This window comes from Reyranella aquatilis (assembly GCF_020880995.1).
GTDB lineage: Bacteria > Pseudomonadota > Alphaproteobacteria > Reyranellales > Reyranellaceae > Reyranella > Reyranella aquatilis.
Window position 1 is genome coordinate 289,356 of sequence record NZ_JAJISD010000001.1, and the last position, 14,283, is coordinate 303,638.

General features: G+C 67.7%; 14 protein-coding genes and 1 tRNA gene. 8 read left to right on the plus strand and 7 right to left on the minus strand.

The window, feature by feature from the left end; translation table 11 throughout:
• Positions 1-57: 57 nt before the first annotated feature.
• Positions 58-591 carry a thermonuclease family protein gene (locus tag LJ725_RS01310; protein WP_230548813.1) on the plus strand — a complete coding sequence of 178 codons (534 nt, stop codon included), beginning with the start codon at positions 58-60 and terminating at the stop codon, positions 589-591.
• 13 nt (positions 592-604) lie between these two features.
• Here the strand turns inward: LJ725_RS01310 and LJ725_RS01315 are convergent.
• The 3 genes from LJ725_RS01315 to LJ725_RS01325 form a co-directional block, all read right to left on the minus strand.
• A tRNA-Ser gene (locus tag LJ725_RS01315) sits at positions 605-694 on the minus strand.
• 59 nt (positions 695-753) lie between these two features.
• Positions 754-1,743: a CDF family Co(II)/Ni(II) efflux transporter DmeF gene (dmeF, locus tag LJ725_RS01320; RefSeq protein ID WP_230548814.1), complete on the minus strand. Its 990-nt coding sequence runs from the start codon at positions 1,741-1,743 to the stop codon at positions 754-756.
• An 11-nt stretch (positions 1,744-1,754) separates the two neighbouring features.
• On the minus strand, positions 1,755-2,030 hold the full coding sequence (locus tag LJ725_RS01325; RefSeq protein ID WP_230548815.1) for a metal/formaldehyde-sensitive transcriptional repressor: 276 nt from the start codon (positions 2,028-2,030) through the stop codon (positions 1,755-1,757).
• An 88-nt stretch (positions 2,031-2,118) separates the two neighbouring features.
• On the opposite strand from LJ725_RS01325, the gene LJ725_RS01330 reads away from it, so the two are divergent.
• Positions 2,119-3,108, plus strand: a complete 990-nt coding sequence (locus LJ725_RS01330) for a Bug family tripartite tricarboxylate transporter substrate binding protein (protein ID WP_230548816.1) — start codon at positions 2,119-2,121, stop codon at positions 3,106-3,108.
• Positions 3,109-3,123: 15 nt separating this feature from the next.
• Here LJ725_RS01330 and LJ725_RS01335 read toward each other — a convergent pair whose 3' ends face one another.
• Entirely contained in the window at positions 3,124-3,285 is a 162-nt protein-coding gene (locus LJ725_RS01335; protein WP_230548817.1) for a hypothetical protein, read from the minus strand.
• A 98-nt stretch (positions 3,286-3,383) separates the two neighbouring features.
• Positions 3,384-5,939, minus strand: coding sequence for a tetratricopeptide repeat protein (locus LJ725_RS01340; protein ID WP_230548818.1), 2,556 nt, complete (start codon positions 5,937-5,939; stop codon positions 3,384-3,386).
• A gap of 299 nt (positions 5,940-6,238) precedes the next feature.
• Between LJ725_RS01340 and LJ725_RS01345 the strand changes: the two genes are divergently transcribed.
• Together LJ725_RS01345 and LJ725_RS01350 are read left to right on the plus strand one after the other, a co-directional pair.
• On the plus strand, positions 6,239-7,231 hold the full coding sequence (locus tag LJ725_RS01345; RefSeq protein ID WP_230548819.1) for a Bug family tripartite tricarboxylate transporter substrate binding protein: 993 nt from the start codon (positions 6,239-6,241) through the stop codon (positions 7,229-7,231).
• Between the two features lie 21 nt (positions 7,232-7,252).
• On the plus strand, positions 7,253-8,890 hold the full coding sequence (locus tag LJ725_RS01350) for a thiamine pyrophosphate-dependent enzyme (protein ID WP_230548820.1): 1,638 nt from the start codon (positions 7,253-7,255) through the stop codon (positions 8,888-8,890).
• A gap of 45 nt (positions 8,891-8,935) precedes the next feature.
• On the opposite strand, the gene LJ725_RS01355 is transcribed toward LJ725_RS01350, so the two are convergent.
• A complete protein-coding gene (locus LJ725_RS01355; RefSeq protein ID WP_230548821.1) occupies positions 8,936-9,478 on the minus strand; it encodes a CYTH domain-containing protein in 543 nt (180 codons plus the stop codon).
• A gap of 15 nt (positions 9,479-9,493) precedes the next feature.
• On the opposite strand from LJ725_RS01355, the gene LJ725_RS01360 reads away from it, so the two are divergent.
• A complete protein-coding gene (locus tag LJ725_RS01360) occupies positions 9,494-10,633 on the plus strand; it encodes an alanine racemase (protein WP_230548822.1) in 1,140 nt (379 codons plus the stop codon).
• A 99-nt stretch (positions 10,634-10,732) separates the two neighbouring features.
• Here the strand turns inward: LJ725_RS01360 and LJ725_RS01365 are convergent, their stop codons facing one another.
• Positions 10,733-11,500, minus strand: a complete 768-nt coding sequence (locus LJ725_RS01365) for an SDR family NAD(P)-dependent oxidoreductase (protein ID WP_230548823.1) — start codon at positions 11,498-11,500, stop codon at positions 10,733-10,735.
• A gap of 62 nt (positions 11,501-11,562) precedes the next feature.
• On the opposite strand from LJ725_RS01365, the gene LJ725_RS01370 reads away from it, so the two are divergent.
• The 3 genes from LJ725_RS01370 to LJ725_RS01380 are packed head-to-tail and all read left to right on the plus strand — an operon-like array spanning position 11,563 to position 14,176.
• Entirely contained in the window at positions 11,563-12,324 is a 762-nt protein-coding gene (locus LJ725_RS01370; RefSeq protein ID WP_230548824.1) for an SDR family NAD(P)-dependent oxidoreductase, read from the plus strand.
• A 50-nt stretch (positions 12,325-12,374) separates the two neighbouring features.
• Positions 12,375-13,520, plus strand: a complete 1,146-nt coding sequence (locus LJ725_RS01375; protein ID WP_230548825.1) for an MFS transporter — start codon at positions 12,375-12,377, stop codon at positions 13,518-13,520.
• Positions 13,517-14,176 carry a DsbA family oxidoreductase gene (locus LJ725_RS01380; protein ID WP_230548826.1) on the plus strand — a complete coding sequence of 220 codons (660 nt, stop codon included), beginning with the start codon at positions 13,517-13,519 and terminating at the stop codon, positions 14,174-14,176. The genes LJ725_RS01375 and LJ725_RS01380 overlap by 4 nt, the downstream gene beginning before the upstream one ends.
• Positions 14,177-14,283: the final 107 nt, after the last annotated feature.

The window sequence follows — 14,283 nt, forward strand, 5'->3', positions numbered from 1 at the left end:
GCCCTCCCGGCCACTGCTATAAGCCTGCACAGTCGACATGCCGCAAGGTTCACGCCTTTGAAATCGCTCTCCTGGCCGATGGCCTTCCTCGCCGCGATGGCCGTGACGGCCGGCGCCGCCGCCCAGTCCGCGGACGACGACACGGTGCTGCCGCCGGTCCCGAAGCCGCGCTTCACGGTGGTCGACGGCGACACGGTGAAGTTCGGCCCGCAGACCGTGCGCCTGTTCGGCATCGATGCGCCCGAACGCAGCCAGACCTGTGACGACGGCCAGTGGCGCGCCGGGGCGCTGGCCCGCAAGGCGCTCGAGGACTTCATCTCCGGCCGCCCCGTCAACTGCAAGCTGGTCGACACCGACAAGAAGACCAATCCGCCGGTGGCGCAGTGCTTCGCCGGCGAGGACGACCTGCAGGAGAAGATGGTCGCCGCAGGCTGGGCATGGACCCTGCCCAGCAGCAAGGACCGCTACGCTCCCGAGGAGCGCGAGGCCATCGAGCGCAAGCTGGGTGTGCATGCCCACAAGTGCGTCTCCCCTGCCGAATGGCGCGCCATGCTGCGTCGCGAGGCGATCAGGCGGGAACAGGGCGGCTGACGTATCGGCAACATGGCGGAGGGGGTGGGATTCGAACCCACGGTGGGCGTGAACCCACGCCGGTTTTCAAGACCGGTGCCTTAAACCGCTCGGCCACCCATCCAGCTCGCGCCATCCCTTACTGACCTTCGCGGCTTCATGCAACGGATCGGCACGACCGGTTCAGGCGGAAGCGAGATTGGCCGCGTGCCGTATCTCGACCGTGAGATGGGTGATCTCATGGACTGGCGCGAGGCGTCGGCGGATTGCTTCGGCATCGAGCGTGGGCGCTGCAATACTCACGATGCAGGCATGGGCTTCGGGGCCGATGCGCCAGACATGGAGATCGACGATGCGGGCATCGCCCGGGCCCTCGACGGTCTCGCGCACCTCCTCGGCCACCGCCGCATCGGTCGTGTCGAGCAGCACGCCGGCGGTGTCGCGCATCAGCGCCCAGGACCAGCGGCCGATTACCAGGCCGCCCACGATGCCCATCACCGGATCGAGCCACACCCAGCCGAGATAGCGGCCCGCCAGCAGGGCCACGATGGCCAGTACCGACGTGAGCGCGTCCGCGAGGACATGCGCATAGGCGGCACGAAGATTGTTGTCGTGGCCGCGGTGCGCCCGATGGTCATGGGTGCGGTCATGGGCGTCATCGTGGTCGTGCCTATGCCGGTGCCCTTGATCGTGGCCGTGCGCGTGGCCGAGATCGCCGCTCAGCAGGAACGCACTGGCCACGTTGACCGCCAGGCCCAGCGCAGCGATCCATGTCGCTTCCGTGAAGGCCACGTCGACAGGCTCGAAAAGGCGCACGACGGATTCACCCGCAATGCCCAGCGCCATGATGCCCAGCACCATCGCCGAGGCGAATCCCGCCAGATCGCCGACCTTGCCCGTGCCGAAACTGTAACGACGGTTGAGGGCGTGACGCCGGGCGTAGGCATAGGCGAGCGCCGCCGCGGTGAGCGCGCCGGCATGCGTGGCCATGTGGAAGCCATCGGCCAGCAGCGCCATCGAGCCGGTCAGCCAGCCGGCGAGGATCTCGCCCACCATCATCGCGCCGGTCAGGGCCACCACCCATCGCGTGCGGCGCGCGTTCTCGTCGTGGGCCGCGCCCAGGAAGACGTGGTCGTGCGTCAGCGGATCGGTATCGGGCGCGGTTACGGCCACGGCGCGGGCTTTCACTTGGCGTAGCGGCGCATCGCGTCGATCAGGGCCTTGGCCCCTTCGGCGCGCTCGGCGTCCGTGAGATCGGGATGCGCGACGTGCGCGCGCAGATGCTCCTGCAGGATCTCGTCCATCAGGCCGCCCACGGCGCCGCGTACGCCGGCGACGAGATGCAGGGTCGTGCTGCACTCCTCCCCTGCGGCCAGCGCGCGTTCGATCGCCTTGAGCTGGCCCTGGAGTCGGCGGACGCGGGCCAGCAGGGCGGTGTTGTCGGTCGAGAGATGAGCCATAGGGTAGTCCCCTACCCTATACGAAACCGTGAGTCGATTCCGGGGTCGTGATAGCCTCGCGGCAAAAGCAGAACGGGAGGAAACGAAAATGACCAGGACAAGCCGCCGCCACGCGCTCGCGCTTATCGGGATGCTGGCCACCTCGGGCGCAGGACCCGCGTTCGCGCAGGGTGCGCCCTTCCCGTCCCGGACCATCCGGCTGGTGGCCCCGCACGCCCCCGGCGGCAATTCCGACACTTTCGCGCGCATCCTGGCCCAGAAGCTCGGCGAGCGGATCGGCCAGCAAGTCGTGGTCGAGAACCGTACCGGCGCCGGCGGCACGGTGGGCAGCGCGCTGGTCTCCAAGAGCGCGCCCGACGGCTACACGCTGGTGATCGCCGACAACGGCACGCACGCCATCGCCCCCACGCTCTACGGCACCAAGCTCGCCTACGACGTCTTCAAGGACTTCACGCCGGTCATGCTGGCGGCCACTTTTCCCACCGTGATCATGATCCATCCCGCGGTGCCGGCGCAGACGCCGCAGGAGTTCGTGGCGCTGGTGAAGAGCCAGCCCGGCAAGCTCACCTACTCCTCGGCGGGCACGGGCAACGGCTCGCATCTCACGATCGAACTGTTCCGCACCGCTGCGGGCGGACTCGACATGGTTCACGTGCCCTACAAGGGCGGCGCACCGGCCGTGCAGGCGCTCCTGGCGGGCGAAGTGCAGATGACCGCGGTGAGTGCCAACACCGCCCTGCCGCACATCCAGTCGGGCAAGGTGCGCGCGCTGGGTGTCGCGTCCACGAAGCGCTCGCCCGCGCTGCCCGACGTGCCGACCTTCGCCGAGGGCGGCATTCCCTTCGAGGGCGACAGCTGGCTCGCGATCATGGGCCCGCCGGGAATTCCGCCCGACGTGGTGGCGAAGCTCAACCAGGAGATCGCCGCCACCCTGCGCGAGCCCGAGACGCGCGAGCGCCTGGCGAAGATCGGCCTCGAGGTCGTGGCCTCCTCGCCCGCCGGCCTCACCGAACTCCTGCAGCGCGACGTGCCCAAGTGGGGCAAGGCGGTGAAGGATTCCGGCGCCGTCGCCGACTAGCCTCGGCCGGGATCTTCAGAACGGGCGGATGAAGCGGATGACCGCCCAAACCACCAGCACGATCGTCGCGGCCACCCACCAAAAGCCCTGCCGCCGCACGAGTGCGAGCAGGCCGAAGATCACCACGAGGGCGACGGCGATGAGGTCGGTGGAAGCGATGTAGCCGTTGAAGAACATGTCGTATCCCCCCTTTTGGGTTGGGAGGACGCGAGGGGTCGCGCCGCTCCGGCTTCCCGAAAATAGTCGGGAAGCCGGAGCGCGCACAATGTGCGGCTTCAGTTCACCCCGTACCGCTTGAACTCCTCGGCGATGTTCGGCTGGATGCCCGACGCGGTGGACATGTCCGAAATGCCCGCCGGCCCCTGGCCGATGCGCGTCCGGGCCAGGCCGCGGCCGTAGAGCGCGCGGGCGCGATCCGGATCGGCCTTGAGCGACATGTTGTACTGCGCGATCGCCCTGTCGTACTGCTTCATCTTGAGGTTGATCAGTCCGATGTTGTCGTGCGCGTACGGATCGTCGGGCACCAGCTTCAGAACCTCGTTGCAGTCGGCCAGAGCCTCCTGGAGGTTGGCGCCGATCACGGCGCGGGTGAGGCACCGGTTGTTCAGCGCCGGCGACATCTTCGGGTCGAGCCGAAGGGCATCATCGTAGTCCGCGACCGCCTTGGCGTAGTCGCCTTTGTTGAAATAGGCGATGCCGCGGTTGAGGAACAGGTTGGGATCGCGAGGACGCAGTCGGATCGCCTGGTCGAGATCCTCGATCGCGTTCTCGTATTCGCCGAGATTGCTGTAGAGGTTGGCCCGGCTGGCATAGATGCGCGGGTTCTTCTGGTCGGTGCGGACCGCCTGCGTGTAGTCCTCGATGGCGCGGCCGGCATCGCCGCGGAACGCCATGACCTGCGCACGGTAATAAAGCGCCGTGGGATTGCCCGGCGACAGGCGCAGCGCGTCGTCGATATCGGCGAGCGCCCGCGGATACTCCCTCTTCAGCCCATAGGCGAAGCCGCGCTGGATCAGCGCGTTGATGTCGTCGGGACTGATCTTCAGGGCCGCGTCGAAATCGGCGATCGCCTCGTCGACCCGGTCCTTGAAGATCTTCGACATGCCGCGGTTGATGTAGGCCAGCGGCTCCTTGGGGTCGATTTCGATCGATGCCGTGTAGTCGGCGATCGCCTTGTCGTAGTTGTCGATGCGGTGATAGGCGGCACCGCGCTCGAAGTAGGCGAAGGCCATTCCCGGCGCCAGCTCGATGGCGCGGTCGAGGTCGGCGACTGCCTGGTCGGCCTTCTCCATCTTGAGATAGGCGGCGCCGCGACCCAGATAGGCCCGAGGTTCCTTGTCGTTGATCTCGATCGCGGCCTCGAAGTCCTTCACTGCGGCCTCGTATTCCTGCTTGTCCACCAGCGCCATGCCGCGCTGGTAATAGGCGTTGGCGACCTGGTCGGCGGTCTGCGCCGTCGCAGGATCCTTCTTTCCGTCCTTGTCCTTCTGGGTCAGCTTGAGGATGTCGGAAGTCTGCAGGCCCAGCCGGACGGCCTCCGTGAAGTCGGTGATCGCGCGATCGGGATCGTTGCGCTGCCGCCACGTGACGCCGCGGTTGATCAGGGCATTCACTTCCTTCGGATTGAGCTTGAGCGCCAGATCGAAGTCGGCCACGGCCTCATCGAACTTGCCCTTCTTCGTGTAGTAGACGATGCCGCGATTGACGAGCGGGCTCGGGTCCTTGGGCGTGAGCTCGTGGGCGGTCGTGTAGTCCGCCAGCGCATTCTCGGAATCGCCGATCCGGTGATAGGCGATGCCGCGCTGCATGTGGGCGAAGGCCTGCCCGGGCGAGAGCCTGATGCTTTCCGTGAAGTCGGCGATCGCCTGCTTCAGGTTGTTCTTGTACATGTACGCCGCGCCGCGACCGACCCAGGGAGAGCCGTCGCGCGGGTTGAGGCGGATCGACTCGGAGAAGTCGGCAATGGCCCTGTCGTAGTCGTTCTTGTCGTACCAGGCGAGGCCCCGCTGGAAGTAGACGAACGCGGCCTGCAGCGCGATGCGATTCGCCTCCTGCTGCGGCGACTTGGCAAGCTGGCTGGTTATCGAGTCGGGCACGTTCGTGAGCGACACCGGCTCGATCTTCTCCGGCAGGAGCTTGATGGCGGTGGTGAAGTCGGCGATCGCCTGGTTAACGTCGCCCTTCTTGCGGTAGACGATGCCCCGATTGGTCCAGGCGCTGATTTCCTTGTTGTTGATCTTGAGGGCCGCGTTGAAGTCGGCGATCGCGCCCTCGTTGTTGTCCTTGCGTGTATAGAGGACGACGCCGCGATTGATCAGCGGCAGCGTATCGCGCGGCGCCAGCCTGATCGCGTCGCTGTAGTCGATGATCGCCCGGTCGCCCTCGCCGATCGTCTGATGCACAACGCCCCGCTGGATATACAGATGGGGGTTGAGCGGCTGCGCCATGATGGCGTCGTTGTACATCCGCACGGCCGTGCGGAAGTCGGACTTGGAGCGCTTGTCGCTGTCCGGCCCCTTCCACGACAAGCCGCGATGGAGATGGGCAAGTGCGAGCGCACCACCCGATGCGAGACCGTTGTCGATCACGTCGGTGCAGGCCTCGATCTTGCCCTCCGCGGTGGCGCCGGTCATGCCGTAGCAGACATCGAGCTCGGACGGCTCGCCGGGCTTCCGGGGCTTCCTCGCGGCGGCCTGCTGCGGAGGCGGCGCCTCCTTGCCCTGCGGCTTGGCCGGCCCGGCTTGCGCGGGCAAAGGCTGGGCCTGACCCGCCGGGGCAGGCTGGCTTGCCGGCCGCTGCTGCTGCTGCGCCGCAAGTGGAGTCGCGGCCACGGACAAAAGCGCCCCAAGGGCAGCGCCGCGGGCGACACAGCGCACCGCGGCCGAACGCTCAAAACCCCACATGACCATTCCTCTTGCCGGTGCGCGATGGCCCCCAAAGCCATTTTGCACCTGATCGGCGAATGTACCCAATGGGGCGACTTTTCAGATATTTGGAAGGCAGTGGCAAGGCCGCTCGCGCCCAAAACCGGACACAATCCCGGGACTTTATCAAGGCATTCGGGCCTCCCCCATCGACGCCCGCGCCGGTTTTTGGCACGCTCCGTGCCGTCAAAGGGAGGAAATAAAAAATGACATTTCTGATGCGCCCCATCGGGCGCCGTACAGTCGTGGGCGGAATCGCCGCCGCGACCCTGGCCGCACCGGCCATCGTCAAGGCCCAAGGCACCTATCCCAACAAGACCGTCCGCTACATCAATCCGTTCCCGGCAGGCGGCGCGACCGACATGCTCTCGCGCATGTTCTGCGCCAAGATGACTGAACTCACCGGCCAGCAATGGATCGTCGAGAACAAGGGCGGCTCCGGAGGCAACGTCGGCATGGACGCGCTGGCCCAGGCGACGCCCGACGGCTACACGCTGGGCCTCGGCGGTATCGCCAGCCACGCAATCTCGCCGACCCTCTATGCCAAGCTGCCGTTCAACGCGCGCACCGACTTCACCTTCGTCTCGACGATCTGGCAGCTGCCCAACATGCTGGTCGTCAATCTCGACCTGCCGGTCAAGACGGTGCCGGAACTGATCGAGCTGCTGCGCAAGAATCCGGGCAAGTATTCCTATGGCTCCGCCGGATCGGGCACGACGCTGCATCTGTCGGGCGAACTGTTCAAGATCATGGCCAAGGTCGACATGATCCACGTCCCCTACCGCGGTGGCGGGCCAGCCATGCAGGACCTGCTGGCCGGGCAGATCCACATGATCTTCGACAACATCCCCGGCGCGCTGGCTCAGGCGCGCCCCGGCAAGGTGCGCGCGCTGGGAGTCACCTCGGAGAAGCGCACGCCGGTCGTGCCGGACGTGCCCGCCATCGCCGAGACCCTGCCGGGCTTCGACATCAGCTCGTGGACCACGCTGACGGGTCCAGCCAAGCTGCCGCCGGACATCACCGCCCGCCTTTCCGAGCTGTCGAAGAAGGCGCTGGAGAGCGAGGACCTCAAGGCGAAGTTCTTCGAGCAGGCCGCCATTGCGGTCTGGCGCACCCCGGCCGACACCCTGGCCTACCGCGATGCCGAGGAAGCCCGCCTGGCCCCGATCATCAAGGCATCGGGCGCGCGCGTCGACTGACGCGCGTGTAGACTGGAGGGCATGCAAACCCTCACCACCGCCCAAACCGTCGTGTCGATGCTGGAAGTGAACGGCATCGACACGCTCTTCTGCCTTCCCGGCGTCCAGAACGATCCGTTCTTCGACGCCCTCTACGACCGCACCAACGCCATCCGGCCGATCCATGCCCGCCATGAGCAGGCCTGTGCCTACATGGCGCTGGGCTACGCGATGGCCGCCGGCAAGCCTTCGGCCTACGTCGTGGTGCCGGGCCCCGGCTTCCTCAACACGACGGCGGCGCTCGCCACGGCCTATGCCGTCAACGCGCCGGTGCTGGCGCTCACCGGGCAGATCCAGCAGTCGATGATCGGCCGCAACGTCGGCCTGCTGCACGAGTTGCCCGACCAGCTCGCGATCATGCGCGGCCTGACCAAGTGGGCCGACCGTATCCCCTCGCCCAGCGCAGCCCCGGGCCTGGTGAACGAAGCCTTCCGCCGCCTGCTGTCGGGCCGCCAGCGCCCCGTCGCCCTCGAATGCGCTATGGACACCTGGGCTCGACGCGCACCGGTCGAGATGATCGCCAGCGCGGCGTCGGCCGATCCCTGCCCGGTCGACGAAGATGCCGTGGAGCGCGCGGCGAAGCTGCTGGGCGGCGCCCAGCGCCCGATGATCGTGGTCGGTGGCGGCGCCCAAGGGGCCGGCGCCCACGTCCAGCGCATCGCCGAGTTGCTCGATGCCCCGGTGATGACCGGCCGCATGGGCCAGGGCGTCATCGACGGCCGGCATCGTCTCTCCGTCACCGCGCCGGCCGGCTACCAGTTCTGGGGCGAGGCGGACGTCGTGCTGGCCGTGGGCACGCGCCTGCAGCCGCAGCAGCAGAACTGGGGCATCGACGACACACTGAAGATCGTCCGCATCGACGCCGACAGCGAGGAGCTCGACCGCCAGCGCAAGCCCGAGATCGGCATCGTGGGCGACGCGACGGCGGTGCTGAAGCGGCTGGCCGAGCGTCTCGATAGGCACAATACCAAGCGGGATGGCCGTGCCGCGCATGTCGGCGACCTCAAGGCGGCAGCCCAGAAGAAGATCCACGAACTGCTGGCGCCGCAGATCGCCTATCTTGAGGCGATGCGCAAGGCGCTGCCGGAAGACGGCATCCTGGTCGATGAGTTGACGCAGATGGGCTACGCGGCGCGCTTCGCCTGGCCGACCTATAAGCCGCGCACCTTCCTGTCGCCCGGCTACCAGGGCACTCTGGGCTGGGGCTACGCGACCTCGCTCGGCGCCAAGGTGGCGAAGCCCGACACGGCGGTTCTGTCGATCAGCGGCGACGGCGGCTTCATGTTCACCGCCATGGAGATGGCGACCGCCGCCCAGCATGGAATCGGCGTCGTGGCCGTGGTGTTCAGCGACGGCGCGTTCGGCAACGTGAAGCGCATCCAGCAGCAGTCGTTCAACAACCGCACCATCGCGACGGACCTGCGCAATCCGGACTTCGTGAAGCTGGCCGAGAGCTTCGGGATCGATGCGGTGCGTGTCGAATCGCCCGAGGCGTTGGGTGCCGCCATCTCCCGCGGCATCGCCAAGGGCTCGCCCCTGCTGATCGACTGCCCGGTCGGCCAGTTCCCCGATCCCTGGTCGCTGGTGACGCTGCCGCGGATCAGGCCAAGGAAGGGCTGAACCCTTAAATGCAGCGCGGCACTCCCGTGGCGCGCTCCGACGACCCTAAGCAACCCCGCCGTTCGCCCGAATGTCGACCAGCAGCTTTGTGGCGTGCGCCTGGTCGGCGATGCGTTTCGAGGTGAAGCGCGGGTCCAGGGCGGGGGCGATCAACAGCAGATGTCGCGCGAGGAAGTCCGGCAGCGGCGGCGGCTCGGTCTGCTCCTCCGGCATCTCGACCTCGGCCATCGCAAAATAGGTCGAGCCGTCGTCGCGCTTGAAGAAATCGACGTCCCAGTGATAGCGGCCGTCGGTCCATGAGTAGCGGACCTTAACCAGCGTCTCCTTGCGCTGCGTCCACAGCCGCGCGAAGTCGACGGCGCTGAGGCCGGTCTCGATCTCGACGACCTGGCCCTCGATGGTTCGCTTGTAGGTGAAGACGTGATTGGTCCTGCCGTCGTCCTCGAGCGAACGGATGCGCAGGCCTGGCGCATCGAGATAGGCCTGCCGCAGCAGATGGCGCGCGACCCCCGGTCGGCGGCCCAGTTCCGCCTCCAGTTCCGTCGCCCGCTCGTTCAGGACAAATTTGCGCTCGTTCTCGATCGGCATGCTAGAATCGCCACCATGGCTACACAGACAATCGACGACCTGCCGACTCCCGCGCTCATTCTCGACCGGGCGATCCTGCGCCGCAACCTCAAGCGCATGAGCGACCGTCTGCGCGAGGCCGGCGTCATGTTGCGCCCGCACCTCAAGACCGCCAAGTCGGTCGAGATCGGCCGCATGGCCGTCGAGGGCCATGACGGGCGCATCACCGTCTCGACACTGGCGGAAGCCCGGTACTTCGCCGATGGCGGCTTCAGGGACATCCTCTACGGCGTCGGCATCATCCCGTCGAAGCTCGCCGCCGTGACGGAACTGCGCCGCCGCGGAATCAACCTGCGGGTGGTCACCGACAATCTCGCCGTGGCGAAGGCCATCGCCGACGCGGCGAAGGACGGCGACACGTTCTCGGTGTTCATCGAAATCGACAGCGGCGGCGGCCGCGCCGGTCTTCCCTATCCCGCGCTGCCCGGCCTGCTCGACATCGCGCGCGTCCTGCACGAGGCGCCGGGCGTCGATCTCGCCGGCGTCATGACCCATGCCGGCCATTCCTACCACCAGAGCACGCCCGACGGCATCGCCGGCGTCGCCGAGCAGGAACGCCTCGCCATCGTGACCGCCGCGGAGACGCTCCGTGCGGCCGGTATTCCCTGCCCCATCGTTTCCGGCGGCTCGACGCCGACGGCGATGCATTCGCGCGACTTCACCGGCATCACCGAGATGCGGCCAGGCGTCTATGTCTTCAACGACCTCGACCAGGAATACATCGGCTCGTGCGGCGCGGGCGACATCGCGCTCTCGGTTCTGGCCTCGGTGATCGGCCACTATCCGCACCGCAACCAGGTGCTGGTCGATGCCGGGGCGCTGGCGCTCTCAAAGGACATCAGCGCGCAGGAATTCCAGCCCAAGGTCGGCTACGGCACCATCGCCAATCCGCCCGCCGCCGGCATGGCCGTGATCGAATGTTCGCAGGAGCACGGATTCGTCGCCGCCGACGATCCGCTGCCCTACGGCAACCTTCCCGTGGGCACGCGCGTGCGCATCCTGCCCAACCACGCCTGTATCACCGCGGCGGCTTACGACCGCTACTACGTGGTCGACAGCGACCTCGACGGCGGCAAGTCGGTCGTGGACGTGTACGACCGCATCAACGGCTGGTGATCTTTATGTCATCCTGACCGAAACGAAGGATCTCGCGCCAGAAATCGAGTCCTTCGTTCGCTCAGCAAGGTCCTTCGCTGCACTCAGGACGACAAATAGCTACAGCGAACTCACGGTGTGGCCGCCATCGACGGTGATGATGCTTCCGGTCATGAATGCGCCCGCTTCCGAGGCGAGCAGCAACAGCGCGCCGTCGAGATGCTCGGGCTGGCCGATACGGCGCTGCGGGATCCGATCGATCAGCCGCTGACCGCCCGGCGTCTTCCAGAAGTCGCCGTTCATCTCGGTCTCGATGTAGCCGGGGCAGATCGCGTTGACGCGGATCTGGTAGCGCGCCCACTCCATTGCGAGCGCGCGCGTGAGATGGATGAGCCCCGCCTTGGAAGCATTGTAGGGCGCCACCTGGCCGATCGTGCGCAGTCCCAGGATCGAGGCGATGTTGACGATCGAGCCCGGCCGCTTCGCCGCCACCCAGCGCTTGCCCGCCGTCTGCGCCATCAGCCAGGCGCCGCGCAGGTTGGTGTCGACGACCGAATCCCAGTCCGCTTCCGGCATGTCGAGCGCGGGCTTCACGATCGAGATGCCGGCATTGTTCACCAGGATGTCGACCGGCCCCAGCACCGCCTCGACCTTGTCGAAGGCTGCGGCGATCGACTCCGCCGACTGCACGTCGAGATCCACCGCCAGCGCCCTGGCACCGCCCTGCTGCAGTTCCGCCTGAAGAGAGGCCAGGCGGTCGGCACGCCGCGCCGCGATCGCCACCGAGGCACCCGCCTCCGCGAGCGTGCGCGCGAAGTGCACGCCGAGGCCGGACGACGCGCCGGTCACCAGGGCCACTTTGCCGCTAAGGTCGAATCGCTTGGACATGCCGGACGCTCCACTGTTTCATGCCGGCCTTATAGGCGGGCGACCCGTTCGGAGGAAACAGTATGGACCTCGGTCTCAAGGGCAAGCGTGTGATGGTGACCGGCGGCACCAAGAGCATCGGCCGCGCCATCGTCGACACTTTTCTGGCCGAGGGCGCGGTCGTGGGCTTCTGCGCACGCGATGCGGCGCTGGTCGGGGAACGCGAGGCGGAATGGCGTGCGCAGCAGGGCCGCGTAACCGGCACGGCGCTCGACGTCACCGACGCCGCCGCCCTGAAGGCCTGGATCGACGGTTTCGCGGCCGACGGCGGCATCGACCATTTCGTCGCCAATGTGAGCGCGCTTGGTACCGACAACACGGTCGAGGGCTGGCGCAAGGCCATCGAGATCGACCTCGTCGCCACGGTCAACGCGGTGCTGAACGTGCGCCCGCACCTCGAGGCACGCGGGTCCGGCGCCACGCTCACCATCATCGGCACGACCTCGCTGGTGGAGGTCGCAGGCCCCACCCAGCCCTACCGCTCGGTGAAGGCTGCGCTGGTGCCCATGATCAAGTCGATGGCGATCGAGATGGCGCCGAAAGACGTGCGCGCCAATATGGTCTCCCCGGGCACCATCCTCGAGGACGGCAACACCTGGGGCCGCCAGCGCGACGCGGGCAGCGAACGCTACAAGCGCTCGCTCGCACGCAATCCGACCGGCCGCATGGGCACGCCGCAGGAAGTGGCGAACGCCGTCGTGTTCCTCGCCGGCGCGCCCGCCTCGTTCATCACCGGCATCAACCTCGTGGTCGACGGCGCCATCACTTCACGGGTGCAGTACTGACGCCAGCACGTACGCCGTGGCCGCTGGTCGCCCTGCTGGTCGCGGCCGGCATGGTCGCGGCCTTCCAGGTCGGCAAGGCGCCGCCCGCCCTGCCATCGATCCGCGACGATCTCGGCGCCACGCTGGAACAGGCGGGCTGGCTGCTGTCGGTCATCAACCTGATGACGGCGCTGGGTGGCATGGCGATCGCGCTGACCGCCGACCGCATCGGCCACCGGCGGCTGGCGCTTTTCGGCACGTTGCTGGCCGGCGGTGCGAGCCTCGCCGGCGCCTTCGCACCCAACGTCGAGTCCCTGCTGATCGGCCGAATCCTCGAAGGGCTGGGCTTCATCAGCGTCGTCGTGGCCGTGCCGAGCCTGCTGTTGCGCCTCACGCGCGCGGCCGACCAGCGCCTCGCGATGGCGATCTGGAGCACCTATATGCCGGCCGGATCCGGCATGATGATGGTGATCGCGGCCATCGTGCTGCCCGGCACCTCGTGGCGCATCGTCTGGCTGGTCGCGGCCGCCGCCGCCGGGCTGATGGCCGCCGCGCTCCTGCTGCTGGCCGTGCCGCGGCGTGAACTCGACCCGTTGCCGGTCAAACCCCGGCCATTGCTCTCGGAGATGAAGGAAGTCGCGACCAGTGGCGGCCCCTTGGCGATCGCCCTCTGCTTCGGCGCCTATGCCTGCTGCTGGTTCGCGATCATCGGCTTCCTGCCGACCCTGCTTACCGAGCGGCTGGGCTACTCGACCTTCACCGCCGCCATCGTCACCGCCGCGGTCGCCATCCTGAACGTCACCGGCAATCTCGGCGCCGGCTGGCTGCTGCACCGGGGCGTGCCGCGGGTGGCGGTGATCGTCGGCGCCTGCCTCTCGATGAGCCTGTGCGCCGCCGGCATCTTCGTGAGCGGCGTGCCCGACATCCTGAGGCTGATCCTGGCCGGCGTCTATTCGGCGGTCGTCGGGGTCGTCCCCGGCGCCCTGTTTACAGCCATTCCGGTGCACGCGCCGAGACCGGAGCTGGCCGGCGCCTCGACCGGCCTGCTGATGCAGGGATCCAACATCGGCGGGCTTCTGGGGCCGCCCATCACGGGCGCGCTGGTCGCGGCCGGCGGCTGGCCGAGTGCGGCCTGGCTGACCACCGCGGCGCTCGCGGTTGCAGCCGCCGCCGGGCTCTTCCTGCACTGGCGCGAAAGGCATAAACTCGCGCCATGATCTACGTCGACATCGTCTCCGATACGATCTGTCCCTGGTGCTACATCGGCAAGCGCCGCTTCGAGCGCGCGCTGGAGCAGAGCGGCCGCACCGACGTCGCGGTCGCCTGGCGCCCCTTCCAGCTGAACCCCGACATGCCGGCCGAGGGCATGACGCGCGACGACTACGTCCGGGCCAAATTCGGCGGCGGCGACCGGCCCCGGCAGATCTACCAGGCGATCGCCGAGAGCGGCCGGGAGGCCGGCATCGAGTTCCAGTTCTCGCGCATCAAGCGCACGCCCAATACCGTGCTGTCGCATCGGTTGGTCCACTGGAGCGCCAAGGTCGAGCGCCAGGACGAGGTCGTGGGCGAACTGTTCAAGGCCTACTTCGAGGAAGGCCTCGACATCGGCGATCGCGACACGCTGGTCGAGATCGCCGTCCGCGCCGGCATCGAGGAGGATCTCGCCCGGCACTATCTGACCGGCGACGAGGGCCGCCAGGAGGTGGTGGCCTCCGACGTCTATGCCCGGCGCCTCGGCATCAACGGCGTGCCCTGCTTCATCGTGAACCGCAAATACGCCGTCTCCGGCGCCCAGCCGCCGCCCGCCTTCGTCGAGGTCTTCAATCTCGCCGAACGCGACGCCGCCACGAGCGCTGCGCAGTCGACCGCGTAGCGACCTTCGGCAATTCACCACTGACCTCATCCTGAGGGGCCACGCGCAGCGTGGCGTCTCGAAGGATGGGCAACGCGCCCCTTGTTTGCAGCGACCCTTCGAGACGC

Coding starts and splice junctions, on each gene's coding strand:
- LJ725_RS01335 (WP_230548817.1), bottom strand. CDS start 3,285: ATGTTCTTCAACGGCTACATCGCTTCCACCGACCTCATCGCCGTCGCC.
- LJ725_RS01350 (WP_230548820.1), top strand. CDS start 7,253: ATGCAAACCCTCACCACCGCCCAAACCGTCGTGTCGATGCTGGAAGTG.
- LJ725_RS01330 (WP_230548816.1), top strand. CDS start 2,119: ATGACCAGGACAAGCCGCCGCCACGCGCTCGCGCTTATCGGGATGCTG.
- LJ725_RS01355 (WP_230548821.1), bottom strand. CDS start 9,478: ATGCCGATCGAGAACGAGCGCAAATTTGTCCTGAACGAGCGGGCGACG.
- LJ725_RS01360 (WP_230548822.1), top strand. CDS start 9,494: ATGGCTACACAGACAATCGACGACCTGCCGACTCCCGCGCTCATTCTC.
- LJ725_RS01325 (WP_230548815.1), bottom strand. CDS start 2,030: ATGGCTCATCTCTCGACCGACAACACCGCCCTGCTGGCCCGCGTCCGC.
- LJ725_RS01345 (WP_230548819.1), top strand. CDS start 6,239: ATGACATTTCTGATGCGCCCCATCGGGCGCCGTACAGTCGTGGGCGGA.
- LJ725_RS01370 (WP_230548824.1), top strand. CDS start 11,563: ATGGACCTCGGTCTCAAGGGCAAGCGTGTGATGGTGACCGGCGGCACC.
- LJ725_RS01365 (WP_230548823.1), bottom strand. CDS start 11,500: ATGTCCAAGCGATTCGACCTTAGCGGCAAAGTGGCCCTGGTGACCGGC.
- LJ725_RS01380 (WP_230548826.1), top strand. CDS start 13,517: ATGATCTACGTCGACATCGTCTCCGATACGATCTGTCCCTGGTGCTAC.
- LJ725_RS01375 (WP_230548825.1), top strand. CDS start 12,375: ATGGTCGCGGCCTTCCAGGTCGGCAAGGCGCCGCCCGCCCTGCCATCG.